Origin of the sequence: Hydrogenophaga sp., assembly GCF_011390835.1 — a bacterium.
GTDB lineage: Bacteria > Pseudomonadota > Gammaproteobacteria > Burkholderiales > Burkholderiaceae_C > Hydrogenophaga.
In genome coordinates this window covers 1-24,426 of sequence record NZ_JAABRQ010000010.1, presented here as the reverse complement: position 1 = coordinate 24,426, position 24,426 = coordinate 1, and the positions used below count along the sequence as shown (strand labels likewise).

Annotated in this window: 24 protein-coding genes; 12 read left to right on the top strand and 12 right to left on the bottom strand. The window is 64.6% G+C overall.

What is annotated here, in order from left to right:
- Window positions 1-39: 39 nt before the first annotated feature.
- Window positions 40-588, bottom strand: a complete 549-nt coding sequence (locus GPT34_RS07740) for a hypothetical protein (RefSeq protein WP_291010753.1) — start codon at window positions 586-588, stop codon at window positions 40-42.
- 101 nt (window positions 589-689) lie between these two features.
- Between GPT34_RS07740 and GPT34_RS07735 the strand changes: the two genes are divergently transcribed.
- From GPT34_RS07735 to GPT34_RS07725, 3 genes are all read left to right on the top strand, one after another.
- The gene (locus GPT34_RS07735) at window positions 690-1,676 is read left to right on the top strand and encodes a LysR family transcriptional regulator (RefSeq protein WP_291010752.1); all 987 of its coding nucleotides are present in this window, start codon (window positions 690-692) and stop codon (window positions 1,674-1,676) included.
- Window positions 1,677-1,680: 4 nt separating this feature from the next.
- Window positions 1,681-2,583, top strand: coding sequence for a metallophosphoesterase (locus GPT34_RS07730; RefSeq protein ID WP_291010751.1), 903 nt, complete (start codon window positions 1,681-1,683; stop codon window positions 2,581-2,583).
- An 85-nt stretch (window positions 2,584-2,668) separates the two neighbouring features.
- Complete coding sequence (locus tag GPT34_RS07725) at window positions 2,669-3,091, top strand: universal stress protein (protein WP_291010749.1); 423 nt, start codon at window positions 2,669-2,671, stop codon at window positions 3,089-3,091.
- 28 nt (window positions 3,092-3,119) lie between these two features.
- Here GPT34_RS07725 and GPT34_RS07720 read toward each other — a convergent pair whose 3' ends face one another.
- A complete protein-coding gene (locus GPT34_RS07720; RefSeq protein ID WP_291010747.1) occupies window positions 3,120-3,758 on the bottom strand; it encodes a TetR/AcrR family transcriptional regulator in 639 nt (212 codons plus the stop codon).
- 30 nt (window positions 3,759-3,788) lie between these two features.
- On the opposite strand from GPT34_RS07720, the gene GPT34_RS07715 reads away from it, so the two are divergent.
- Both GPT34_RS07715 and GPT34_RS07710 read left to right on the top strand, forming a co-directional pair.
- On the top strand, window positions 3,789-4,988 hold the full coding sequence (locus GPT34_RS07715) for a fasciclin domain-containing protein (RefSeq protein WP_291010746.1): 1,200 nt from the start codon (window positions 3,789-3,791) through the stop codon (window positions 4,986-4,988).
- A 92-nt stretch (window positions 4,989-5,080) separates the two neighbouring features.
- A complete protein-coding gene (locus tag GPT34_RS07710) occupies window positions 5,081-5,536 on the top strand; it encodes a fasciclin domain-containing protein (protein WP_291010745.1) in 456 nt (151 codons plus the stop codon).
- A 45-nt stretch (window positions 5,537-5,581) separates the two neighbouring features.
- Here the strand turns inward: GPT34_RS07710 and GPT34_RS07705 are convergent, their stop codons facing one another.
- The 5 genes from GPT34_RS07705 to GPT34_RS07685 form a co-directional block, all read right to left on the bottom strand.
- Window positions 5,582-6,511, bottom strand: coding sequence for a LysR family transcriptional regulator ArgP (locus GPT34_RS07705; protein ID WP_291010744.1), 930 nt, complete (start codon window positions 6,509-6,511; stop codon window positions 5,582-5,584).
- Window positions 6,512-6,846: 335 nt separating this feature from the next.
- A complete protein-coding gene (locus GPT34_RS07700) occupies window positions 6,847-7,764 on the bottom strand; it encodes a M14 family zinc carboxypeptidase (protein ID WP_291010743.1) in 918 nt (305 codons plus the stop codon).
- An 89-nt stretch (window positions 7,765-7,853) separates the two neighbouring features.
- A complete protein-coding gene (locus tag GPT34_RS07695; RefSeq protein WP_291010741.1) occupies window positions 7,854-9,125 on the bottom strand; it encodes an acyl-CoA dehydrogenase family protein in 1,272 nt (423 codons plus the stop codon).
- A gap of 15 nt (window positions 9,126-9,140) precedes the next feature.
- Window positions 9,141-9,956, bottom strand: coding sequence for an alpha/beta hydrolase (locus GPT34_RS07690; RefSeq protein ID WP_291010740.1), 816 nt, complete (start codon window positions 9,954-9,956; stop codon window positions 9,141-9,143).
- On the bottom strand, window positions 9,953-11,002 hold the full coding sequence (locus tag GPT34_RS07685) for a peptidase M29 (RefSeq protein WP_291010738.1): 1,050 nt from the start codon (window positions 11,000-11,002) through the stop codon (window positions 9,953-9,955). Before GPT34_RS07685 ends, GPT34_RS07690 begins: the two co-directional genes overlap by 4 nt.
- Before the next feature lie 185 nt (window positions 11,003-11,187).
- Here GPT34_RS07685 and GPT34_RS07680 point away from each other — a divergent pair, with 185 nt between their 5' ends.
- From GPT34_RS07680 to GPT34_RS07670, 3 genes are all read left to right on the top strand, one after another.
- Window positions 11,188-11,709: a flavin reductase family protein gene (locus GPT34_RS07680; RefSeq protein ID WP_291010737.1), complete on the top strand. Its 522-nt coding sequence runs from the start codon at window positions 11,188-11,190 to the stop codon at window positions 11,707-11,709.
- Between the two features lie 20 nt (window positions 11,710-11,729).
- The gene (locus tag GPT34_RS07675; protein ID WP_291010736.1) at window positions 11,730-12,275 is read left to right on the top strand and encodes a MarR family winged helix-turn-helix transcriptional regulator; all 546 of its coding nucleotides are present in this window, start codon (window positions 11,730-11,732) and stop codon (window positions 12,273-12,275) included.
- A gap of 120 nt (window positions 12,276-12,395) precedes the next feature.
- Window positions 12,396-13,295 carry a DMT family transporter gene (locus tag GPT34_RS07670; protein WP_291010915.1) on the top strand — a complete coding sequence of 300 codons (900 nt, stop codon included), beginning with the start codon at window positions 12,396-12,398 and terminating at the stop codon, window positions 13,293-13,295.
- A gap of 21 nt (window positions 13,296-13,316) precedes the next feature.
- On the opposite strand, the gene GPT34_RS07665 is transcribed toward GPT34_RS07670, so the two are convergent.
- Together GPT34_RS07665 and GPT34_RS07660 are read right to left on the bottom strand one after the other, a co-directional pair.
- Window positions 13,317-14,303: a tripartite tricarboxylate transporter substrate binding protein gene (locus GPT34_RS07665; RefSeq protein ID WP_291010735.1), complete on the bottom strand. Its 987-nt coding sequence runs from the start codon at window positions 14,301-14,303 to the stop codon at window positions 13,317-13,319.
- A gap of 162 nt (window positions 14,304-14,465) precedes the next feature.
- Window positions 14,466-15,188 carry a ribonuclease activity regulator RraA gene (locus GPT34_RS07660; RefSeq protein ID WP_291010733.1) on the bottom strand — a complete coding sequence of 241 codons (723 nt, stop codon included), beginning with the start codon at window positions 15,186-15,188 and terminating at the stop codon, window positions 14,466-14,468.
- A 96-nt stretch (window positions 15,189-15,284) separates the two neighbouring features.
- On the opposite strand from GPT34_RS07660, the gene GPT34_RS07655 reads away from it, so the two are divergent.
- A complete protein-coding gene (locus GPT34_RS07655; protein WP_291010732.1) occupies window positions 15,285-16,730 on the top strand; it encodes an IS1182 family transposase in 1,446 nt (481 codons plus the stop codon).
- 172 nt (window positions 16,731-16,902) lie between these two features.
- Here the strand turns inward: GPT34_RS07655 and GPT34_RS07650 are convergent, their stop codons facing one another.
- From GPT34_RS07650 to GPT34_RS07640, 3 genes are all read right to left on the bottom strand, one after another.
- Window positions 16,903-17,211 carry a DUF1272 domain-containing protein gene (locus GPT34_RS07650; protein WP_291010731.1) on the bottom strand — a complete coding sequence of 103 codons (309 nt, stop codon included), beginning with the start codon at window positions 17,209-17,211 and terminating at the stop codon, window positions 16,903-16,905.
- A 394-nt stretch (window positions 17,212-17,605) separates the two neighbouring features.
- A complete protein-coding gene (locus GPT34_RS07645) occupies window positions 17,606-17,974 on the bottom strand; it encodes a NirD/YgiW/YdeI family stress tolerance protein (protein ID WP_291010729.1) in 369 nt (122 codons plus the stop codon).
- A gap of 2 nt (window positions 17,975-17,976) precedes the next feature.
- A complete protein-coding gene (locus tag GPT34_RS07640; RefSeq protein ID WP_291010728.1) occupies window positions 17,977-20,124 on the bottom strand; it encodes an acetoacetate--CoA ligase in 2,148 nt (715 codons plus the stop codon).
- A 178-nt stretch (window positions 20,125-20,302) separates the two neighbouring features.
- On the opposite strand from GPT34_RS07640, the gene GPT34_RS07635 reads away from it, so the two are divergent.
- The 3 genes from GPT34_RS07635 to GPT34_RS07625 form a co-directional block, all read left to right on the top strand.
- Window positions 20,303-21,583: a solute carrier family 23 protein gene (locus GPT34_RS07635; RefSeq protein ID WP_291010913.1), complete on the top strand. Its 1,281-nt coding sequence runs from the start codon at window positions 20,303-20,305 to the stop codon at window positions 21,581-21,583.
- Window positions 21,584-21,737: 154 nt separating this feature from the next.
- Window positions 21,738-24,236 (top strand): bifunctional salicylyl-CoA 5-hydroxylase/oxidoreductase, encoded by a 2,499-nt coding sequence (locus tag GPT34_RS07630; RefSeq protein ID WP_291010726.1) that lies wholly within the window; start codon window positions 21,738-21,740, stop codon window positions 24,234-24,236.
- 10 nt (window positions 24,237-24,246) lie between these two features.
- Window positions 24,247-24,426, top strand: a 180-nt coding sequence (locus GPT34_RS07625) for a hotdog fold thioesterase (protein ID WP_291010725.1), incomplete at its 3' end; no start/stop codon positions are given.

Sequence of the window (24,426 nt, the reverse complement as noted above, 5' to 3'; positions counted from 1 at the left end):
CTTTCATGGTGGCCTCAAGCGCCGATGTTGATCTGCGCCTCAGATGTAGTGCAGGTGCATGTTACGCAGGCGATTCTCGCCCACGCGCTCGATGAAGCGCTCCCATCGGCTGCCTTCGGGCTCCACCAAGTCGGGCGACAGGCCCATGGGCGCGAGGGCGTTGCTGAACGCGAGGTCGTCGACGAGATCACGCGCCTGCGCTTGCATCAGCTCACCCATGAGTCGCGGGTCGCTTTGTGCAGCTTTCCACAGGCGGGCATCGGCGCGGGCCAGTGCCCGGGCTCGCGACCAAGCATCAAGACCGCGCATGGTGCGCTGCGCCAGCCGGCGGGCCGTGCCAGCGAACAGGGCCAGACCGGCGAGCACCACGATCCAAGAAAACACCCAGGCAGCGAGCAGATGACCGTCGGCCCAAGTGTTCACGAGCCGATCTGCGACCACGACCAGCGCGGCCACAGCTGCGGCCAGCAGCAAAGCGGCGAGGCTGCGGGCGCCATCAAATCGGCGCGGGGTGTGGTACTGGCCGGTGGCAGAAGCCACGGAGGGGTACCCAAGGGTCGGAGAGGCGGTGGGTGACAGCGTATTCATGTGAGGCTCCTTCAGGGAAGGGAATGGCAATGTGCACATATTAGGGTAAACCCGAATGTCTTGCTCGCTTATTTTTGTTGTGCCTTACATTCACCAATGTTATGAATGAACGCAACTTCCGCACGCTCGATCTCAATTTGTTGCGGGTGTTTGACGAGGTGATGGCCGAGGGCAACCTGACCCGCGCGGCCCACAACCTGGCCATGACCCAGCCCGCGGTGAGCAACGCCCTGCGCCGCTTGCGTGAGACCCTGGGCGACGACCTGGTGAGGCGCTCGGGCTACGGCGTGGAGCCCACACCGGCGGCGCTGGCGCTGTGGCCGGTGGTGCGTGACGCCTTGAAGCAGCTGCGCGAATCGCTGTCGCCCGGCGAGTTTGATCCCGCCCAAGCGCGCAACAGCTTTGTGCTAGCCATGGCCGACGCCACGGCAGCCATGGTGGTGCCCGACCTGATGGACATCCTGGAGCGCGAAGCGCCGGGCGTGAATTTACGGGCCCTGCCCTTGACCACCCGCGATCCGCGCGACATGCTGGCGTCGGGTTCGGTCGACCTGGCGCTGGGCCATTTCCCGGGTGTGCTGGCGGAGCTCAGCGCCGGGCATCTGCAAGACGACAACCCGCGCTTTCTGCACCGGCGACTCTACGAGGGGCAGTACGCGGTAGTGATGCGGCGCGGCCACCCGCTGGCCGGGCAACCGATCTCGCTGGACGACTACTGCAGCGCCCGCCACCTGCTGGTGAGCTTTTCCGGCCGGCCATACGGCTTTGTGGACGAGGCGCTGAGCGCGCTCTCCCGGCGGCGCCGGGTGGTGCTCACCGTCAACCAATTCTTCACCGCTGGGCAGGTGGTGGCGTCCACCGACTTGCTCACCGTATTACCACGGCATTTCCTGCGCGCCACCGGCATGAAGCACCGCCTGGCCCAGACGGCACTGCCGCTGACCGTACCGGCCGTGCACGTCGACGCGATCTGGCACCGCCAGTTTGCACACGACAGCGCTCGACGCTGGCTGCTCGATGCGGTGAGCCTAGCCTCGGCAGCCGGGTTTCGCGGCGAAGGCAGGGGTAGCCGCCAGCCCCGACAATGAGCCCATGCGCATCCAGCTCCTGAGTGACCTGCATCTTGAAACCAACCCAGACTTTGTGGCCATGCCCGCGCCCGGTGCAGACGTGCTGGTGCTGGCCGGCGACATCGGCTCCTACCAGACGCGGCACGACGGCAGTGTGATGACTGAGCCCGACTGGGGGTTGCGGCGTTTTTCGCCCCTTCCCCAGTACGCGGGCTGGCCGGTGCCGGTGATGTTCGTACCCGGCAACCACGAATACGATGCGCGCGACGTGGATCAGGTGCACGCCGAGCTGCGCCAGACCTGTGATCGGCTCGGTATCGACTGGCTGGAGCGTGAAACCCGCGTGATGCAAGGTGTGCGGCTGATCGGCACCACGCTATGGGCAGACTACGACGCGCTGGGCCAGCTGCCGCCGGAGACGCCTCGACCGCTCAACAGCCCGCAGGCCAAGGGCAAGGGCAAGGCCCGCAGCATCCGGCCTGCGCGCACCACCGATCCCCTCACCCACCGCCTGCGGCAGCGCGAGAAGGCGTTCCGCGCCGCCAACTTCTACTTGGAGAAGATGGCGAGCGAGCGACATGGCCGCCTGTTTGATGCCGAGGCCATGCGCGCGATCGCGCTGGACTGCCAGCACTGGCTGCAAGCTGCGCTGGCCCAGCCCTTCGACGGGCTCACCGTGGTGGTGACGCACTTCGCACCCACTCTGCATAGCGCCGATCCGCGCTACGGCCTCAGCCCGGGCACCGCCGGTTTTTGCAACGCGCTGGACGATTGGCTGCCGCTGGCTGACCTCTGGCTTCACGGCCACCTGCATTGCCCGCAAGACCAACGGGTCGGGCGCTGCCGCATCGTGGCAAACCCCCTGGGCTATGCCCACAAAAACGAACAGCTCGCCTTCAACCCGGTCGGGCTGATCGACATCTGAGCAGGCGCGGCTTGCGCCAGCGCAAGGTTTTGTGCCCGGATGGCCGTAAACTGAAAGCGTCACCCACACCATGAGGAGAAGCACCATGAAGATCCTGCTCGCCGTCGATGGCAGCACCTACACCAAGAAGATGCTGGCTTATCTCACGACCCACGATGAGGTGTTCAGTGGGGCCAAGGAGGTCACGCTGCTGACGGTCCAGTCGCCATTGCCTTCGCGCGCGCGCGCGGCCGTGGGCAAGGAGATTGCTGACGGCTATTACGCCGACGAAGCTGAGAAAATCACCGCTCCGGTGGTGAAATTTCTGCAACGGCACGGCATGAACCCCAAGGTCATCCACAAGGTGGGTTCGGCCGGCGAGATGATCGCCAAAGCTGCCGAAGCCGGCAAATTCGACCTCGTGATGATGGGCTCTCACGGCCACAGCGCCCTGGGCAATCTGGTCATGGGCTCCGTGGCCACCCGGGTACTGGCGCACTGTCAAGTGCCCGTGCTATTGGTGCGGTAGTGACACCCCCCCCCCGCGCTGCGGGGGGTTAGCGGGTCTTTAGGCCGTCGAAGCAGGTGCCAAGCACCATGTCGATGATCTGCTCGCTGTTGTACAGACCAGAGCCTTTGAGAAAGCCCAGCACCGGGTCACAGGCCCGCGCATACAGGGTGTAGAGCACAGCGATCGGTGGCAATTTTGGATTGATGCTGCCGTCGGCCTGCGCCATTTCAATCCAGTGCCCCAAGCGCTCACTCACGTCCATCAGGCCATCCACATAGGCCTTGTTGGTGGTGAGCGCTGCTCGCAGGCTGGAGTTTTCGCTCGGTAGCGAAGGCATTTCACCCGCCAATTGCACTTCCATGGTCCAGCGGGCCACCGCCTGGAGCAGATCCGCTGCCGGGCGAGTGGTGTCCAGGCTGTCGAGAAAGGCGCGTGCCCGGTCCATCACGCGCACCATGGCCGCGGCCGCCAGATCTTCCTTGCTGGGAAAGTGTTTGTAGAGGCTGGCCTTGGCAATGCCCACCTCGGCCGCGACCTCGTCCACCGTCATCGCCTCAAAGCCCTTCTCGGCCAGCAGCCGATTCACGGCGGAGACGATGGCGTCCTCTCGCGCAAGGTGCATTTGCTCGCGAAAACTGCGTTTGGGGGTGGAGGTAGTGGGGGAATTCAGGACGGCACTGGACATGGCACACCAAAGTAATGTTCAGCAGGAATTGTGCCAGAAGTCGACCCAGAAGTCGATAACCCCACTGCTAGGTATCGTTACATACTCCTCAGTCACATTTCAGTCTTTTGTGATTATTATTCGCTCTGGCAAGTTTTTGGCCGTGATTTTCCACACACAGGAAAGCGGTCATCACGGGCCTTCGAAAAGAACGTTTACCTCCATTTCATTCAGGACAACGCCATGCCCTTCAACCGACGAACCCTCCTGCTGACCTCTGTAGCCGCAGCCGGTACTAGCCTGCTCGCCGCTTGCGGCGGTGGCGATGATGAACCCACCCCCGCCGCTCAGCAGAACATCGTTCAAATCGCGCAGGACAATCCCCAATTCAGCACGCTGGTCGCTGCCGTGATCAAGGCCGACCTGGCTGGTGCTTTGAGCGGCACCGACTTGCTGACGGTGTTTGCTCCCACCAACGAAGCGTTTGACCAAGCGGCCACCGCCCTCGGTCTGGCCGACGGCCCTGCGCTTGTGGCTGCACTCCCTGCGGACGCTTTGGCCTCTTTGCTCACCTATCACGTGGTGGCTGGTCGCAATCTCTCTGGCGATCTCGTCGCTGGAAACCTGCCCACGCTGTTTCAATTTGAGAATGCAAGTGCGCCGCTGGCGCTTGCTCTGACCAGCGGCGTGCAGCTGACCGATGCACTCCTGACCACCGCCACGGTGACCACGCCGGACATTGCCGCGAGCAACGGCGTGGTTCACGTGATCAACAAGGTCCTGGTGCCGCCGGGCGTGCTGAATATTGTGCAAATGGCTCAGCTGAACCCGGCGTTTTCCACCTTGGTGGGTGCGATGGTCCAGGCTGACCTGGCAGCAGCCTTAAGTGCAGCCGACCCCAAGCTCACGGTCTTCGCGCCCACCAACGCCGCTTTCGCTGCCATTCAACAAGTCGTGGACGGCCTGAGCAACAGCGAGCTCTCGACGGTTTTGCGCTACCACGTGTTACCCATTGAGGTGCTCTCGGCGGGCATCCCCTTTGGCACGCCCGTCAACACGATCACCCTGCCGGCCAACATGCCACAGCAGATCACCATAAACAACAACGCCACAGCGCCGGCGATCGCCACCATCGCCGACACCACGATGAACGCAGCCAACATCGTGGCGGTCGATGTGCGTGCCAGCAATGGCGTGATCCATGTCATCGACAAGGTGCTAATCCCCAACCTGCAAACGCAAGCAGGGTAACCACTTTGCCGCCGATCAATGGTTTTTCCTGACCGCCTCTTGTTTCCCCTGTCAGTTCCTTTCCCCAACCAACCTTCTCAATGGAGTTCATCATGAAAAAGACCCTCATCGCTTCCCTCATCACCCTCGGCGCCATGACCTCGGCCTACGCCAAGGACATCGTCGACACCGCGGTGGCCGCCGGCAACTTCAAAACGCTGGCAACCGCGCTGACGGCCGCCGGCCTGGTGGACACGCTCAAGGGCCCAGGCCCGTTCACCGTGTTCGCCCCGACCGATGAAGCCTTTGCCAAAGTGCCCAAGGCTGATCTGGACGCGCTGCTGAAAGACAAGGCCAAGCTGACCGCCGTCCTGACCTACCACGTCGTGCCCGGCAAAGTGATGGCCAAGGATGTCAAAGCCGGTCAGGTCAAGACCGTCCAGGGCAGCATGCTGACCATCTCCACCACCGGTGGCGTGATGGTCGACAACGCCAAAGTGACCGCCACCGACATCGCGGCCGACAACGGCGTGATCCACGTGATCGACACCGTGGTGATGCCGAAGTAATCAATCACTCTGTTCATGAAAAAGCCCCGCCTCGGCGGGGCTTTTTCATGGGCGTTTGACCGCTGGCGGGTGCAGGGCGTGGCCCGCCGCCTCACGCAGTGCTCGGCTGAGCGAATCGAGCACGTCGGAGCTCAGGTTCCAGCAGTGCCAGTACAGCGCCACACGCAGCGCATGGCTGGGCACCAGGTTGATCAGTTCGCCACGGGCCAGTTGCCCGCGCACCTGCAGCTCGGGCAACACGCTCACTCCCCAGCCCGCCTGCACCGCACGCACCTGGCCTTCGCAGGTCGGCACGAACCGCTGGCGCAACATCACGCGAGGCAGGCCAAACGCCTGTGTCACGAACAGGTGCTGCAGCTGGTCCTTGCGATTGAACGCAACGTAGGGGAACTGGTGAAAATTGTGCGCGCTGATCCCCTGGGGGCAGTGCTCGCGCGCAAAACTGGCCGACGCCACCAGCACATAGTCCATGCCGCCCAGCGATTCCATCTTGCAGCCCCGCAGTGCCTGACCGAGTGAGGTCACACAGCCCAGCACCTGCCCCTCTCGCAACCATTCGTGGGTGACGTCCTGATCGTCGGTAATGATCTCGATCGGCAGGCCGCCCTGAGCCAGCGGGTCAAGAGCGGGCAGCGCCCAGGTGGCGATGCTGTCGGCGTTGATGGCCAGCGAAATGCGTTCGTCCTCGCGCGAGTGTCCGGCCGAGCTGGGGGCCAGCTCCTTGAGATCCTTGTCAAGGTCAGCGCGCAACAGCCGCATCATCTTGGCGTGCTTGATCATGAGCTGACCGGCGGCCGTTGGCTTGAGCGGGCGGCTGCGCACGATGAGCACCGTGCCCACCTGCGCCTCTAGCGCGCGAAGGCGCTGTGAAACCGCCGACTGGGTGATAGACAGGCGCTGCGCCGCGCGCTCAAAGCCACCCTCTTCCACGATGGCGGCCAGGCATTCCAGGGCGTCGGGATCGAACGTGCTCACCTCGGGGCTCTCCACGGCATCAGCGGCGAAGCCGTCGTATCATCCATTAGCCGTGCTGATAGTCCCGATTCTAGTTTCGCCCCGCTTCACTTGGTACCGGGATTTTCCGCGTTGAGCCGAGGGTCATTCCGCTGGTTGTGGCGCCGCGCGAAGACCCCCAGGCGGTGGGGTGCAACGGTCAAGACACGCACGGCTGGACCCACGGCGCAAGTCCAGGCAAGGAGCTGGCTGAACGCATCCTCGGCGAGCTTTCAGCGTTGGATTTGGATGTTGCAAGCCAACCATCAAGTGCCCGCGCATTCTTTCTAAGCTGCGAGCCTGAGAGGCGCCCCTGGTCAGCCGGCTTTCTTGACGCGCTCTGGCACGACGCGCGGCGAGTTGTCCTCGGGCACCACGCGCTCGCTCATCCAGCGCAACAGATCCAGCCACATCTGGCGCATCTCGGCGTCCAGCGGGGTGCGAAATGCGCTGGGCAGTTCGACTGTGACCACCGGCATGCCCTTGTGCACGCCGCCGTAGTTGCCCAGACTGCCGGGAAAGATGCCGACCTGATCCAAGTACAGCCGACCCAGCTTGGGTGGCGCCGTACCCGGACCGTCGAAGTCGAGCACACCGTAAGGCGCGTGGACGCTCACGACCAAGTGCGGCTGAAAGCGCTGCATCTCGTCGTGCAGGTAGCGCGACTCCGGCTCGGACAGCGGGCTGGGGCCGGGCCAGCGGCGCGGGTCCTTCTTGGTGCGCTGTTCCCAATAGACCTTGGCGTCACGCGTCCAGTTGGGTGTCGGGAAGTTGCGGTTGAGGTCGACCCCGCGGGCGTTCATGCGGCGCGCCGGGCGCATCATCAAGCCATCGGGGTTGAGTGCGGGGATGAAGCGCCAGTGCGCATTGGACGGGGTCTCCACGGCGCGCTGGATCCAGTGCAGCGCCAGCGAAGCAGAAGACAGCTCGTCGCCGTGCATAGCGCCGATCACAAGCACGCGGATCTTGGCGTCGGGCGCGACCACGTCGCGCGCATACAGCGTGCGACCCTGCAGCGACCGGCCCACGGTGGGCAGCAGCTCAGCATCGGCACACAGCTGCGATTTCACATTGGGCAGCCGAGCGACAAACTCCTGGCAGGGGCCGCTGCCGACCACGTCGGCAAGCGGGTGACCTGGCCCTGTCGCGATACGGGCCGAGGCCCCAAAAGGCAACAACAGAGCAGCCAGCGCTAACAAGCCGGTGCCTCGGGTCAGGAAGAACGGAAAAGACATCCTTCCATTCTAGAGAACGGCCAGCAAAGCCCCGCTAGCGGATGGACATCGGCGCGACCCGTCCCCATGCCCGCTGGCAGCACAAACGATCAGGCGTCTTTTTCGCCAGCCTCGTACAGGGTCTCGCGGCCCATGCGATCAAGAATGAGCTCGGCGGTCCAGGGCAGCATCAGCGCGCCGCAACGGCTGTCGCGGTACAGGCGCTCCAGCGGCAGGTGCTTCATCATGCTCTGGCCACCGCAAGTGCGGATGGCCAGGCGCGCGATGTCGTTGGCGCCCTCCATCACGCTGTAGTGCGCCGCGTACAGGCGCAGCTTTTCGTCTTTGCTCGGGTTGGGCTTGGCCTCGGCAATGGCGCGGGCAAAGATGCTCTTCATGTTCTCCAGCTGAATGCGCATCTGCGCCACCGCGATCTGCTTGGTTGGGTACTGCCGCCGCTTGACCGGTGGCTCGCCTGGCACCTCGCCGCGCAGGTAGCTAACGGTGAAATCGTAAGCCGCGTTGGCCAAGCCCAGGTAGGTGGGTGAGAGGGTGAAGAACATGGCTGGCCAGGTCTGCGCGCCCTTGAAGTAGATGCCGCGTGGCATGAGCTGTTCGGCATCGCTCACGAACACATCCTTGAACGCGAGGTTGCGGCTGACGGTGCCACGCATGCCCATCGGGTCCCACTCTCCACTGATGGAGAAGCCCTCGCTGCTGGCGGGCACGCTGATATACAGCGTGTCCTTGGCGTCCGGGTGGTCGTCGCCCTTGTCTTCGGTACAGAGAATGCCGTAGTAGTCGGCCGCGCCCGACAGGCTGGCCCAGATCTTCCGGCCGTTGATGAGCCAGCCGCCTGCCACCTTCTTCGCGGTGGTGCCGAACGGCGCGCGGCCCGCCGCGGCGGCCGTGCCTTCGCTGAACGGCTGGGCATAGATCGCCCCGTCGTCCACGATGCGCTGGAAGTGCAGCTCGCGGCGAGCCGCGTGCTCTGTGCGCTGTGCTTCGGTCATGGCGATGCCATCGGCCAGCACGCCGGTCCACATGGTGGAACAGATGTGCATGTTCCAGGTTAGCGCGGTGGCGCCGCAAAAGCGCCCGATCTCCGCCGCCACCATCATGTAGGTGGCGTAGTCGGCCCCTAGGCCACCATGGCTGGTGGGCACGCAGAGCCTGAGAAATCCCGCGTGGCGTAAGTCGTCGTAGTTGGCGAAAGGAAAGCTGGCTTCCTGGTCCCACTGGGCGGCGCGCCCGGCGAAGCGGTCGCGGCCCAAGGCGTGGGCCTGGGCGAGCAACTCGCGTTGCAGGGGGGTGAAGGCGAGGTCTCCGACGGCGGGGGTGAAGTTCAGACCGGTGGTAGTGGACGGCAGCGGCGCATTCATGGGCGTCTCCTGTGGTCAATGCAAATCGGGGCGACGTGTGGGAGCGGGCTCGCGCAAAAAGTCGAGCAGCAACTGGTCAAACGCCTCGGGCGCCTCCAGGTTCATCAGGTGACCCATGCCGGCAAGCTCCGCGTACCGCGCCAGGGGAATGGTCGCGGCCATCATCTGCATCACCGAGGGCGCCGCCACTCGGTCGAACTCGCCGCCGATCAGCAAGGTGGGCACATGGATCTCAGCCAAGGCATGCTGGCGATCAAAGGTCACTAGCGCATCCAGGGCACGGCGGTAGGTGGACGGCGGCACATTGCCCATGCAGAACTCGGCCAGACGAAGGCCCTCGGGCAAGGCGCCAGGACCGACCATTTGCGGAATCAGCTTCTGCGCCATCTGCTCCATGGTCTGGCCGGCATCGAGCGGCGCGGTGCGCTGGGCCACAAACTGCTGCGCCCAGCCTTCGGCCAGCCGACCATCGGTGCGCTTGCCAAAGGCCGCCGAGGTGCCGCACAGCACCAAGCGGTTGACGCGGTCGGGCCGGCGCGCAATCAGCTCCTGCGCCACCATGCCGCCCATGCTGTGACCCACCAGCGTCACGCTGTCGCAGCGCAGAGCATCGATCAGGTCGAGCGCGCTTTGCGCCAAGCCTTTGAAGGTGTAGGGCTCGATCGGCGCGCTGCGACCGTAGCCCGGCATGTCCCAGGCCACCGCGCGGTAACCGGCGCCAGCCAGTGTCTCGACCTGGGGCGCAAACGCGCGGTTACCACCGCCGATGCCGTGCAGCATGAGCACGGTAGGGCCACTGCCCAGAGTGGTGAACGTCGGCAATGCATTCATGAGACCACCTTGCCCGCGTCGACCACGGCGTGACCATCGAGCTGCACGGTGCAGCCGCGCATTGGCCAGTCAAAATGCCCACGCGTGTGGCGCCCGGCCACTTCGTTGGCCCCGGTGCTGTAGAGGAAGTTGCCGGCAAAAGCGCGCAACTCGGTGCCGTTGAAGTCGCGCTTGTCGTAAAGCGCCATGCTGTCCCAGCGGGCGGCATCATTCAAACCGTAGCCCACGTGGCTCACGGCATAAGCCTCCTTGTCACCCCAGGCGGCGAAATAGGAGCGCAAGAGTTCGGCATCAACTCCGGCTCCATCGATGTGGGTCACGTGGTCGTCTTCAATGGTGAGCGTGATGGCGCGCTCGATGTAGCGCTTGAAGGTCAGGTTCACGTCGCCCTCGGCCAGCACCAGCCTGCCGCTGACGCTGCCGGCCGCCGGGAATGCCAACACCAGGCCGCCCGGCCAGTGGGTGAGCGTGCCGGGGCGCGTGGTGCTGCCCCAGTTGCCGCCCACTACCGCGCCTTGCAGCGCAATTGACAGATCGGTGCCGGTGGGTGACGTAACTCGCATGGACTGGGCTGCGCGCAGGCGCTTGACGTGGGCCTTGACGCGCGCCTCGGTGACGTCGTCGGGCAGCAGACGGGCCAGCGCCTCCGGGTGCTCGTTGCTCACGTAGACGATGCGGGGCTGGTTGCTACCGTTGCCTTGCAGGATGGCGGGCAGCTCGGGCGCGTGCATCAGGCCCTCGACCGTGCAGTCGATCACCAGCGTGCTGGCCTGCAGCGCCGCCATCACCGGGGCGAGCTTCTGGATGACCGGGCTGGCACCGGTGGAGCGGGTCACCGGCTCGGCGCTGCTGAAGACCGACGGCAGGCAGATCGTGAACGCATGGGCACCGATGCGCGCGGCGGCTAGCCGCGCCAAATCCATCAGCACGCGCCGACTCTGGCTTTCGCCGAGAATGGCGACAGCGTCACCTGGCTGCAGCGCACAGCGCTGCAGCACGGTTTCGAAGGCGTCGATCCAGGCCGGTTCGATCCGCTCTTGAAGCATGTGGACTCTCTCCGCGCCACCGTTGACGTCACCCACTGGGGGCAATGCCGGAGCCTGGCGATGCCAGTGCCACGGCACCCTGGACGTTCACATGCGAGCGCAAACCGTGATTTCGATCAACCCACCACGCAACCGCTGCGCAGGGTGTTCGCCATTATTCATGAATTTTCATATAGATTGCACGCATGTCCCCAGCCCGCTCCGCCGGCCTTCAGGCCCGCCCACCCGACTTCTCCGCGCTGGAGTTCCGTGCCTCACTTGGCATGTTCGCCACCGGGGTGACCATCGTCACCGCGCGCACAGCGGCGGGTGAACTGGTCGGGCTGACCGCCAATTCCTTCAACTCCGTCTCGCTGGAACCGCCCCTGGTGCTGTGGAGCCTGTCGCGGGGTGCAGGCTCGATGTCGGCCTTTTCCAACGGCCTGCACTACGCGATCAATGTGCTTGCATCGAACCAGCAAGACCTGGCACTCAAGTTCGCATCGCGCCAAATTGACCGCTGGGCGGGCGTGGCCTTCAGCGACGGCGTGAGCGGCGCCCCGCTGCTGGCCGGGGCAGCCGCTACCTTCGAGTGTTTCAACCGCAGCCAGTACGCCGAAGGGGACCATGTGATCTTTGTCGGCGAGGTCGAGCGCTGCGCCCACCGCGCAGATGTTTCGCCACTGATCTATCACGGTGGCAAGTTTTTCACCGAACACCTTCTTTGACCAAGCCAAGCCAAGGCCTGTTGACGGGACAACGAGACGTTGCGCCGGCGGGAAACCCCAAGGCGGAGCTGCCTCGCCGAGAGACTGCGACCTGTGCAGCGGCAGAGCCGCGAGCCGAATCCGCAGGATGTGGCTCGCAAGGGGGCAAACGTTTCATTGACGACTACCTCGGCTATCTGCTGGGTCAGGCCAACCATGCGCTGTTCAAAGACTTTGAGGCGGCGGTGCGAGCCGCCGGTCTAGGCTCGTTGGAGTGGCGGGTGCTGGCCACGTTGAGTGGGCAGGCGCCGATGCCGGTCGGGCAGCTGGCGCATGAGGTGTTGAGCCAGCAGCCCACGGTGACCAAGCTGGTGCAGCGGCTGGCTGCGCAGGGCTGGCTTGGTCTGCGCGACGATCCGACGGATCAGCGGCGCACGCTGGTGCAGATCACCCCCACCGGGCAGCGCAAGATTGCGCCGCTTATCCAAAAGTCGCGCGAGCATGAGGCGCGCGTGCTGGTCGACCTGGACGAGTTCGAAATCCGCCGTCTGAAGCATCAGCTTCGGCAGCTCACCCGGTTTCGCTGACCAAACCACCGCGACAGCGCCGCCACCCTGGCCAGCGGCAGAATCGCCGCATCCTTGTCCCCGAGCACCAGCCTTGGGCGCACACCCTACTGCCTGCTAGGCCAAGACAGACCCGTGATCATCACCACCATCCGCAAACCCCATCTCGATTCGCTGGCCATCGGGCTGCTGGTGCTGTGCTGCGCTTTCTGGGGGTTTCAGCAAATCCTGATCAAGTCCACCGTGGCCGAAATCCCGCCGCTGTGGCAAGCCTCGCTGCGCATGGGCGGGGCCACGTTGCTGCTCTTGCTGTGGTGCCAGGCACGCGGCGTATCGCTGTTCACCCGCGACCACACGCTCAAGGGTGGGCTGCTGGCAGGCCTGCTGTTCGCCGGTGAGTTTGCGTTCATCTACCTTGGCCTCCAATACACCAGCGCTTCGCGCTTGACGGTCTTCCTCTATACCAGCCCCTTCGTGGTCGCGCTGCTGCTGCCGCGCGTGGTGCCGAGCGAGACGCTCAAACGCATGCAATGGATCGGGCTGGTGATCGCGTTTTGCGCGGTGGCGATTGCGTTCAGCGAGGGCTTTCTTCACAGCTCGCCGGTGGCCGGCCAGTGGCGTGGCGATGCGATGGGCCTGGCCGCCGGCATTTTCTGGGGTCTGACCACGCTGACCATCCGCAGCACGCGGCTTTCAGATGCGAGCGCGGAGAAAACGCTGTTCTACCAGGTGGGCGTGACGGCACTGGTCATGCCGCTGTTGTCACTGGCGTTGGGCGAAACCTGGTCACTCGACTACTCGGCCCAAGCCTGGACTTCGCTCGGTCTGCAGACCGCCGTGGGCGCGTTCGCGAGCTACCTGACCTGGATGTGGCTGCTGCGGCACTACCCGGCCACGCAAATGGCTAGCTTCACCTTTCTCACGCCGGTGTTTGCGCTGGTGTTCGGCGTTGCCCTGCTAGGCGAAGCCCTCACCCTGCAGCTCACTCTGGCCCTGGTGGGGGTAGCGGCGGGGATCGTGCTGGTGAACCGGCGCGGCTGAAGACCGCGCCGGCGGGAAGACTCAGCTCTTTTTCGCCAGACCCAGCTTCTCCACCGTGGACTTTTCCGCCTTGAAGGTTCGCTCGGCGTAGGCGGTGTACTCGGAGGTGCTCATGTAGATGGTGGGCATGTAGAACCTGTCCAGCGTCTCCAGCAGCTTGGGGTCTTCCAGCGTTTTCTTGAAGGCGTCATGAAGCACCTTGGTCACCGCCGGGTCCATGCCGGCCGGGCCGCCGATGCCAAACGGCGATTCGCTGATGGTGTCCCAGCCGCTTTCCTTGACCGTGGGCACGTTGGGGAAAGCCTTACTGCGCTGGCTGCTCAGTGTGGCGAGCAGGCGCAGCTTGCCGCTTTGCACGTGGGGCGCCACGTCCAGCGTGCCGCTCATCATGCGGATGTGCCCCCCGAGGATAGCGGGCACCAGTTCGGCCGAGCCTTTGTAGGGAATGGGGTTGAGCTGGATGCCGGCCTTTTCGCTGAACTCTTCGATCGCCAGGTGGGGCGTGGTGCCGGTGCCGGTATGGCCGTACTCGAGCTTGCCGGGGTTGGCCTTGGCGTAGGCCACCATCTCCTGGATGGTCTTGAAGGGTGCGTCGGCCGTGCAGGCCAGCGCAAACGTGTAGCCCACCAGGCAGACCACGTGGGTTATGTCCTTCACCGGGTCGAAGTTCATCTTCTGCATGTGCGGCAGGCGGTAGATGCCCAGCGGCAGCTGGGTCAGCGTGTAGCCATCGGGCTTGGCGCCCACCATGGCACTGGCGCCCAGGGTGCCACCCACGCCGGGCTTGTTTTCCACCACGATGGGCACGCCGAGATGGCGCGACGCGCTCTCCGCGATGGCGCGCATAACGCCATCGCTGGCACCGCCGGCGGGCCAGGGCGCGATCAGCGTGATGGGGCGCGACGGGAACTTGTCTTGCGCAAACGCGCCAGAGGGAAGTAGCGCGGCCGCGGCGGCCGCGGCGGTGAGCACCTGGCGGCGGTTCAGTTGGTCGGGACGGATGGGCATGGTGGTCTCCTGGGCATCGAACAAAGGGTGTGCCCGCCGAGGCGGAAGCGCCACCTTAGCGGCCACATGCCCACAGGGGAAGCGGGTTGACCCCGCGGCGTGGGGCCATTCAGTCGCTGGGGTGACTGTGATGATGTGTCTGGTCGGCGCCGCACCGCGGCTTCAGCCTTGGGTATTCACCCAGGCCTGGTAACGCGCTAGCGTGGCCTCGTTCGCCGGGTACAGGCCGGGTAACGCCACCCCCGCCGCCACCTCTCGCACCACCCAGCCCTCAAAACGCTCCTGCTCCACGGCGATGGGCACCACCGCCTCCAGCAGATCGGCGGGGATCAGCACCGCGCCATCGGCATCAACCACCACCACATCGTTGGGAAACACCGCCACGCCACCGCAGCCAATCGGCTCCTGCCAGCCGACAAAGGTGAGCCCGGCCACCGAGGCGGGTGCGGCCGTGCCCTGGCACCATACCGGCAGGCCAGAGGCCAGAACACCATCGAGATCGCGGATCACCCCATCGGTGATCAGCCCCGCCACACCTCGCTGCTGCATGCGCGTGCACAGGATGTCACCAAAGATGCCGGCATCGGTCACGCCCATGGCGTCCACCACCGCGATGCAACCTGGCGGCATCGCCTCGATGGCCGCGCGGGTGGAAATGGGCGAAGCCCAGGACGCAGGCGTGGCCAGGTCTTCGCGCGCCGGCACAAAGCGCAACGTGAAGGCCCGCGCCACCACCCGTGGCTGCCCGGGCTTGAGCGGTTTGGTGCCGCGCATCCAGAGATTGCGCAAACCCTTTTTGAGCAACACGGTGGTGAGCGTGGCGGTGGTGACGCCGCTCAGGGTGCGAACGAGCTCGGGGTCAAGCGGCAGCGGGTCAATGCCCATGGGTGTCTCCTAATGGTCCAGGCTGTGTGAAAACCCTCTGCCTGGCCGGAGGCGAACTCGGTAGAGTTCACAGACATATTGGACACGGGAGTCAATATGTCGAGATTCATTGAGGGCCAGGACAGGCAGCAGGTCACGTTGCTGCCGGAGTGTCTGGATGACTTCATCGCTGAGGACAACCCGATACGGGTGGTTAATGCCTTCGTTGGCGAGTTGAACCTGACGGCACTGGGCTTTGATGGCTCAACGCCAGCCGCTACTGGTCGCCCGTCCTACCACCCCGCAGTGCTGCTGAAGATCTACATCTACGGATACCTCAACCGGGTCCAGTCCAGCCGGCGCCTGGAGCGCGAGTGCCAACGCAATGTCGAATTGATGTGGCTCACTGGTCGCCTGGCACCCGACTTCAAGACGATTGCCGACTTCCGTCGCGACAACGGTGTTGGCATTCGCAATGTGTGCCGCCGCTTCGTGGTGCTGTGCCGAGAACTCAAACTGTTCAGCCAGGCACTGGTGGCCATCGACGGCAGCAAGTTCAAGGCGGTCAACACGCGGGACCGCAACTTCACCAGCGGCAAGCTCGACAAGCGCCAACAGCAGATCGAGGAGAGCATCCAGCGGTACTTGACTGCGCTTGAGACGGCGGACCGCACGCAGCCAGTCGAACTGGAGGCCAAGACCGCCCGCCTGCAGGACAAGATTGCACAGCTGCGCCAGCAAATGCGCGTACTTGATCAGGTCAAGGAACAACTGAAGAACGAGCCCAACGGGCAGATCTCGCTGACCGATCCGGACGCTCGATCCATGGCCACCAGTGGCCGGGGTTCTGGCATGGTCGCCTACAACGTGCAAGTGGCCGTGGATGCCAAGCACCATTTGATCGTTGCGCACGAGGTCACCAACGCTGGAAGCGACAGGGCGCAACTCGCCCCGATGGCCATCGCCGCACGTGAAGCCATGGGCAAGAAGAGACTGCGCGCGATTGCAGACCGCGGCTACTTCAGTGGTCAGCAGATCAAGGCTTGTGCGGACGCTGGCATCTCGGCTGTGCTGCCCAAGCCCACGACATCCAATGCCAAAGCCGAGGGGCGCTTCGATCGGTCCGACTTCATCTACATCAAGGAAGACGACGAGTACCAATGCCCTGCTGGGCAGCGAGCCATCTACCGGCTCTCCCGCGAGGAGAAGGGCATGATGCTGCGAACGTACTGGAGCAGCGCATGCACCCAGTGCGCGATGAAGGCGCAATGCACACCCAGCACTAACCGGCGCATCTCACGCTGGGAGCACGAAGAGGTGCTGGAGGCTGTCCAGCGCCGTCTGGACCAGTCACCCAAATCCATGACCATCCGACGCAGAACCGTTGAGCACGTGTTCGGCACCTTCAAGAGCTGGATGGGTTACACCCACTTCCTCACCAGAAGGCTGCGCAACGTCGGCACGGAGATGAGCTTGCAGGTGCTGGCCTACAACCTGCGGCGCGTGATGGCTATCTTGGGATTCGAAGGCACCATCAAGGCGATGAAATTGGTAGGGGCGTAAGCCCTCTTTGCAGCCAAGACGGGCCTCCAGGAGGCTTCTGGAAGCTTGCAAGACCGCACTGGTGCCTTGAAAACGATCGAAGCCAATCCATAGAGCCCGATCGCGTCGACACGCCGTGAACTACCGCAGCCCGAATGCGTTTCCACACAGCCTCGACCGTGAAGGGAAAGGATCAGCGCTGTTCGGGCGGGATGTGCCGGATGGGCGCCGCGAACGCCGCATGGGCGATCGGGTCCACCGGCCGGTGTTTCACCGTGGTGCTTGCCGGATCGGTGGCGAGGCAGTTGTGGTTCTTCCAGTTCTGAACTGGCCGAACCGGTCGGGGCACAAAGCCACCGCCGCAATTGGGGCAGACGTTGCCCAGCACCGCCTCCACACAGCTGGCGCAAAAAGTGCACTCGTAGCTGCAGATGCGCGCGTTCAGCGCATCGGGTGGCAGCGATTGGTTGCAGTGCTCACAGGTGGGTCGCAGTTCAAGCATGAGGTCCTTCCGATCTTTATTAGCGCGACGTTGGCTTGTCGCGGCAGCCACATTCGGCGATGTCCTCAGTGCGCGATATCGGTGCTGCGCGACCCAGCTGCAGCCGCCATCCACCCAGAGCAGCCACCCTGTCGTGGTCCGTACGGCGGCGATTCAATTGTTTGGGACGGACGGGCATGGTGGTCTCCTGGCCATCGAAACAGGGTGGAGGGGAGCCCGACGGTAGACAGAACCGGAACCGATTCACCAGCATGACCGCGACGCAGCAGTGCCCGGGCCTATGGCTATCTGGGCCCAAAGACCGGCATTGTCGCTGGGCCAGCAGGTCGTGGCCGGCCCTGGCTACTCCCTTTTCCTGCTTGCGCAGGAGGTATGCACAAACCCTGGTCGTTGGTCATTTGACGATCTGCAGCGACTCCACCCAGAGATATCGATTACCGCCCAGGCCTACGTCCACTTCCGCCTGCAGTCGAACGAGGGTGTCGGGACCGACCTGGCGGTTTTTCCAGACGGGCTGCTCGATCTCGATTCGCATGTCGCCGGTGTTGTCCCGAAACGTGTAGTAGTTCTCTCTGAGGTGGTTGACGATGTGGCCGGTGACGGTGACGTAGCTGTTGATGCGCGCGGCTTGCGCCTGCGCCACCGTGCTGGCCGTACCTGTGGCGGCCGGGCCGGTGAACTGGGCCCATGCATTGGAGGACAGCAAAAAGCCGACTGTGGTCAGCGCCAGCAGGTTCTTCCATTGAAACATCGCCTTCTCCATGACTACTTCTCCGTGGGTTGTACATCGCTTTGAAGTCGGTTGAGAACCCGTTGCGCTGCAAAAGTTGCATACCAGTCCAGGCAGCCCGGGTTCGCCATCGCTTCCTTGTTGATCACCTTCTCCATCGGCTGACCGAGCAAGAGCTTCTTGATTGGCAGCTCCTGCTTCTTGCCCGATAGCGTGCGCGGAATTTCGGCCACCTGGAAGATGGCGTTGGGCAGGAAGCGCGGCGAGAGAGCGGTACGGATCGCGTCGTTGATCTTCGCCGTCATGGCGACGTCGAGCGCCACGCCTTCTCGCAGCACGACGAACAGCGGCATGTAGCTCTCCCGGCCCAGGTATTCAAGGTCGACCACCATGGAGTCCATCACCTCGGGCAGCGCCTCGACCGCGCTGTAGAGCTCGCTGGTGCCCATGCGCAGGCCGTGGCGGTTGATGGTGGCATCTGACCGGCCATAGATCACGCACGAACCATCGGGGTGGATGCGCAGCCAGTCGCCATGGCGCCATACGGCGCCGGCCTCAGCAGGGAGATCTCCGCCACCGGGTTTGCGACCATGACCAGGGGGATAGGTATCGAAATAGCTGCCGATCAGCCGCCGGTTGTCGGTATCGCCCACGAAGTACAGCGGCATCGAGGGGATGGGCTGCGCGCAGACCAGCTCCCCCACGGCATCGATCATCGGCTGGCCCTGCTCGTCCCAGGACTCGACCGCGCAACCCAGCAGCCGGCACTGCATGCGGCCAGGGATTTGCGGCAACTCACGGTGGCCGCCGATGAAGGCGCCGGCAAAGTCGGTGCCGCCCGAGATGTTGCACCACCAGATGTCTTGCTGGGCTTCGGTCTTGGCGATGGCCGCAAACTGCTGGGTACCCCAGGCTTGCGCATCTGGCGACAGCGGCGAGCCGGTGGTGCCCAGCGCGCGCACCGCCGACAGATCGCCGCAGCTGGACAGGTCCACCCCCGCCTTGAGGCAGTTGGCGAAGAACGCCGCGCCGGCGCCGAAGAAGGTCACGCCCTGCTCGGCGGCAAATCGCCAGAGCGTGGTCCAGTCGGGTTTGTCTTTGGTGCCCCCGGGATTGCCGTCGTAGATGACGCAGGTGGTGCCGTTGAGCAGGCCACTGGTTTGCGCGTTCCACATCACCCAGCCGGTGGAGCTGTACCAGTGGTAGCGCTCCCCCCAGCTGTTCGGCGCGTAGCTGCAACCCACGTCGTTGTGAAGGATCTTGAGTGCCAGCGCCACGATCAGCGTGCCGCCGTGGCCGTGCACGATGGGCTTGGGCAGGCCGGTGGTACCGCTGCTGTAGACGATCCACAGCGGGTGGTCAAACGGCAGCCAGACGGGCTCGAACGCGGCCACAGCCGCGTCGTCGCGGGCGGTGACAGCGGCAAACGATGCACACGGTGCGGCAGCTTGCAGCGCCTGCTCGGCTTGCGCCGCCGACTCGGCCAGGTTGGTTTGCAGGATCACGTGTTGCACGCTCGGCAGCGCCGCGCGCAGCTCGGCCACCACCGCCAGGCGATCAAAATCGCGCCCGCCGTAGGTGACGCCATCGCAGACGATCAGCACCTTGGGGGCGATCTGCTGGAAGCGATCGAGCACCGCGTTCGTCCCCATGTCAGGCGCGCACACGCTCCACACGCCACCAACGCTCACCGTGGCGAGAAAGGCGACCATGGTCTCGGGAATGTTGGGCAGGTAGGCAGCCACGCGATCGCCCGGCTGCACGCCCTGAGCCTTCAGGTGCAGCGCGAGCGAGGCCACCCGGCGCTGCAGCTCTGGCCAGGTCAGCTCGACCGCGCGTCCCTTTTCATTGCGGCTGATCACCGCAGAGAAGCCGGCTACGTGGGCTGGCTGTACATGGCGCAGCACCTGCTGCGCGTAGTTCACCTGCGCGCCGGGGAACCAGTTGGCACCCGGCATCACGTTCTGCTCCAGAACCGCCGTGTGCGGCGTGGGCGAACGCAGATCGAAGTAGTCCCAGATGCTTTGCCAGAAGGCGTCGAGCTCGGTGGTGGACCAGCGCCAGAGCGCTTCGTAGTTGTCGAACGAAAGGCCGCGCTCGGCGGCGAGCCAGTCCTGGTACAAGCGGATCTGGGGCACGAAGGAGGGTGGCGAAACAGGTGCGGTAGGGGTGGCGGAGCTCATGGTCGGTGTACCGGTAGAGAGGTCTGGTGAGCGCGAGGGTATCAGTGGCACCCGCGCGCCGCCAGGGCGCGGGTGACAGGTCGCAGTCGCACCCGAGGCTGCGATCCGATCGCCACCAGGTGGGCGGCGGCAGAATGCAAGGCATCGCTCCACCCCACGCAAAGGAAGCCCCATGGGCATGTTTCACTGGACAGAAAAACCCACCGCCACGCTCACCGACGGCGGTGTCATCGGCCCCGACGAGCGCCTGCCTTGGGGGCAGACCACGGTCATGGGCGTGCAGCACCTGATCGCAATGTTCGGCGCCACCGTGCTGGCGCCCATCCTCATGGGCTTCGACCCCAACGTCGCCATCCTCATGAGCGGCATCGGCACTTTAATCTTCTTCGTCATGACGGGCGGCAAGGTACCAAGCTACCTCGGGTCGAGCTTTGCCTTCATCGGGGTGGTGATCGCCGCCAGTGGTTACCAGGGACCAGGACCGAACGCCAACATCGGCGTGGCGCTGGGCGGCATCATCGCCTGCGGATTGCTCTACACGCTAATCGGTGCGCTGGTACAAGTGATTGGCACCGGCTGGATCGAGCGCCTGATGCCACCGGTGGTGACCGGCTCGGTGGTGGCGGTGATCGGCCTGAACCTGGCGAGCATTCCCATCAAGAACATGGCGCCGACCAACTTCGACGCCTGGATGCAGGGCATCACTTTCGTGAGCGTGGCGCTGGTGGCCGTGTTCACTTCGGGCATGGTGCAGCGCCTGCTGATCCTCATGGGCCTGATCGTGGCCAGCGTGATCTACGCGGTGCTGACCAACGGCTTGGGCCTGGGCACGCCCATGGACCTCTCGGGCATCGCCAGTGCGGCCTGGTTCGGCCTGCCGAACTTCGCCGCGCCGGTGTTTGAAGCCAAGGCCATGAGCCTGATCGCGCCGGTAGCTATCATCCTGGTAGCAGAGAACCTGGGCCACATCAAGGCCGTGACCGCCATGACCGGCAAAAACCTCGACCGCTACCTGGGTCGCGCCTTCATGGGCGACGGCATCGCGACCATGGTGGCGGGCAGCGCTGGGGGCACCGGCGTGACCACCTACGCCGAAAACATCGGCGTGATGGCCGCGACCAAGATCTACAGCACCGCAATCTTCCTGGTGGCGGGCTGCATGGCCATCCTGCTCGGCTTCAGCCCCAAGTTCGGCGCGCTGATCCAGGCCATTCCGCTGCCGGTGATGGGTGGCGTGTCGATCGTGGTGTTTGGCCTGATCGCGATCGCGGGCGCCAAGATCTGGGTCGACAACAAAGTGAACTTTTCCGACAACAAGAATCTGTTGGTGGCAGCGATCACGCTGATCCTGGGCACGGGTGACTACACGCTGAAGTTCGGCGACTTCGCTTTCGGCGGCATCGGTACTGCAACCTTCGGCGCGATCCTGCTTTACGCGCTGCTCAACCGGCGCACCTGAACCTGAACCGACCCCGGCTGGGGGTCGGATAACGGACCTGTTACCTCAGGGTTTTCCGCCTTTTGCTTTAGCCTTCAACTATTCAACAATGAATCGAGACCATCCGGTGCGCTGACTCTGCGGGGTCGTCGCGCCCCTTTTTCCGAGGTGACCCATGAAGATCGTCTGCATCGGGGGCGGCCCCGCCGGCCTGTACTTTGGCCTGCTAATGAAGCAGATCAACCCTGCACACGAGGTGACCGTCGTCGAGCGCAACCGGCCCTACGACACCTTCGGCTGGGGTGTGGTTTTTTCAGACGCCACGCTGGAGAACATGCGGGCCTGGGACCCCGCGACGGCGCGCGAGGTGGAACAGGCATTCAACCATTGGGACGACATCGAGCTGCGGTTCAAAGGTCGGCGCATTCGCTCGGGCGGCCATGGCTTTGTGGGCATCGGGCGCAAGAAGCTACTCAACATCCTGCAGGCGCGCTGCGAGCGCGTGGGTGTGAAGCTGGTGTTTGAAACCGACGTGGCATCCGACGCCGACTTCCCCGACGCCGACCTCATCGTGTCCAGCGACGGCATCAACTCGCGCATCCGCACCCAGCACGAGGCGGTGTTCCAGCCCGACATCGTGGTGCGACCCAACCGCTTCATCTGGCTCGGCACGCACCGGCTGTTTGATGCATTCACCTTCGATTTCCAGAAAACCGAACACGGCTGGTTCGCCGCGCACATCTACAAGTTCGACGAGAACACCACCACCTTCATCGTCGAATGCCCCGACCACGTGTGGCTGGCCCACGGCCTGGACCAGGCCGACGCCGACGCGTCCATCGCCTTTTGCGAAAAGTTGTTTGCCGACACGCTGCAAGGCGAAAAACTCCTGACTAACGCGCGTCACCTGCGCGGCTCAGCCTGGCTCAACTTCCAGCGCGTCACCTGCCGGCAGTGGTCGCTGCAGAACGCGAACGGCAGTCACGTGGTGCTGATGGGCGACGCGGTGCACACCGCCCACTTCGCCATCGGTTCTGGCACCAAGCTGGCGATCGAAGACGCGATGGAGCTGGCGCGGCAATTCCAGCTCGCCGGCGACTCGCCCGAGGCCATTCCCGCCGTGCTGCAGCGCTATCAAGCGGTGCGCGCGGTCGATGTGCTGCGCTTGCAGAACGCCGCGTGGAACGCGATGGAGTGGTTTGAGGTCTGTGGCGAACGCTACTGCGACCAGCTCGAACCCGAGCAGTTCATGTACTCCATGCTCACGCGCAGCCAGCGCATCAGCCACGAAAACCTGCGCCTGCGCGACAAAGCCTGGCTGGAAGGCTACGAGCGCTGGTTTGCTGAACGCGCCGCAAAACTTGCTCCGGTGGGACAAGAGGGGATCAACGATCTGGCGCCGGACCGCTCCAAGCCGGATCAGCCCCGGGATGCGGGTGGCACCGGGTCCCCCCCCGGTTCGGGGGCAGCGACCCGCGAAGCGGCAGAGCGTGGTGGGCAACCCATTCCACCGATGTTCACGCCCTTCACCTCGCGCTCGGTCACGCTCAAAAACCGCGTCGTCGTCTCGCCTATGGCGCAGTACCTCGCGGTCGATGGCCTGCCCACCGACCATCACTTGGTGCACCTGGGTGCGCGCGCGCTGGGCGGCGCCGCGCTCGTGATGGCCGAAATGACCTGCCCCAGAGCCGATGCGCGCATCACCCCCGGCTGCCCGGGCCTGTGGAACGACGCGCAAGGGGTGGCCTGGCAGCGCATCGTCAACTTCGTGCACGACAACAGCGACGCCAGGATCGGCATGCAGCTCGGCCACGCCGGCCCCAAAGGCTCCACCAATGCGCCCTGGGACCACAGCGGCGCCGACCGGCCATTGCCCGTCGGCAACTGGCCGCTGATCGCTGCCTCGGCCCTGCCCTACCTGCCCGATGGCCAGGTGCCGCGCGCCATGACACCAGCCGACATGGACCGCGTCACCGCCGATTTTGTCGCCGCCACGCAGCGCGCCGCCGCGGCCGGCTTCGACTGGCTGGAGCTGCACTGTGCCCACGGCTACCTGCTCTCCAGCTTCATATCGCCACTGACCAATGAGCGCAACGACGAGTTTGGCGGCTCGCTGGCCAACCGCCTGCGCTACCCGCTCGCGGTGTTCGCCGCGGTGCGGGCGGCCTGGCCGGCGCACCTGCCCATGTCGGTGCGCATCTCGGCACACGACTGGGTCGAGGGCGGCATCACGCCGGCCGATGCAGTCGAGATGGCGCGAGCTTTCAAGGCCGCAGGCGCGGACCTGATCGACTGTTCGTCTGGCCAGGTGAGCGCGGCCCAGAAGCCGACCTATGGCCGCATGTACCAGACGCCGTTTGCCGATCGCGTGCGCCAGGAAGCTGGCATCGCCACCATCGCCGTGGGCGCCATCAGCGAGGCCGACCATGTGAACAGCATCATCGCCAGTGGTCGCGCCGACCTGTGCGCGGTGGCCCGCCCGCACCTGGCCAATCCGGCCTGGACGCTCACCGAAGCGGCCAGGATCGGCTTCACCGCCGTCACCTGGCCCGCGCCCTACCAGGCTGGCAAGCCGCAGATGGAGGGCCTGTTTGCCCGCGAAAAAAGTCAGCAGGAAGCGGCCGATGGCGGCACCGTGCTGCCGGCGCGCCCATTGCACCACCACGCCGACTGAAAGACCGCCCATGGCCATCTGGACCCAGCCCATTTCCTGCGACATCCTCGCGCGCATCCACGAAGGCACGGCGGTGCAACACCTGGGCATGGAGTTTCTGGAAGTTGGCGACGACTTCATCACCGCGCGCGTGCCGGTGGATGCCCGGACGAAACAACCATATGGCTTGTTACACGGCGGCGTGAGTGTG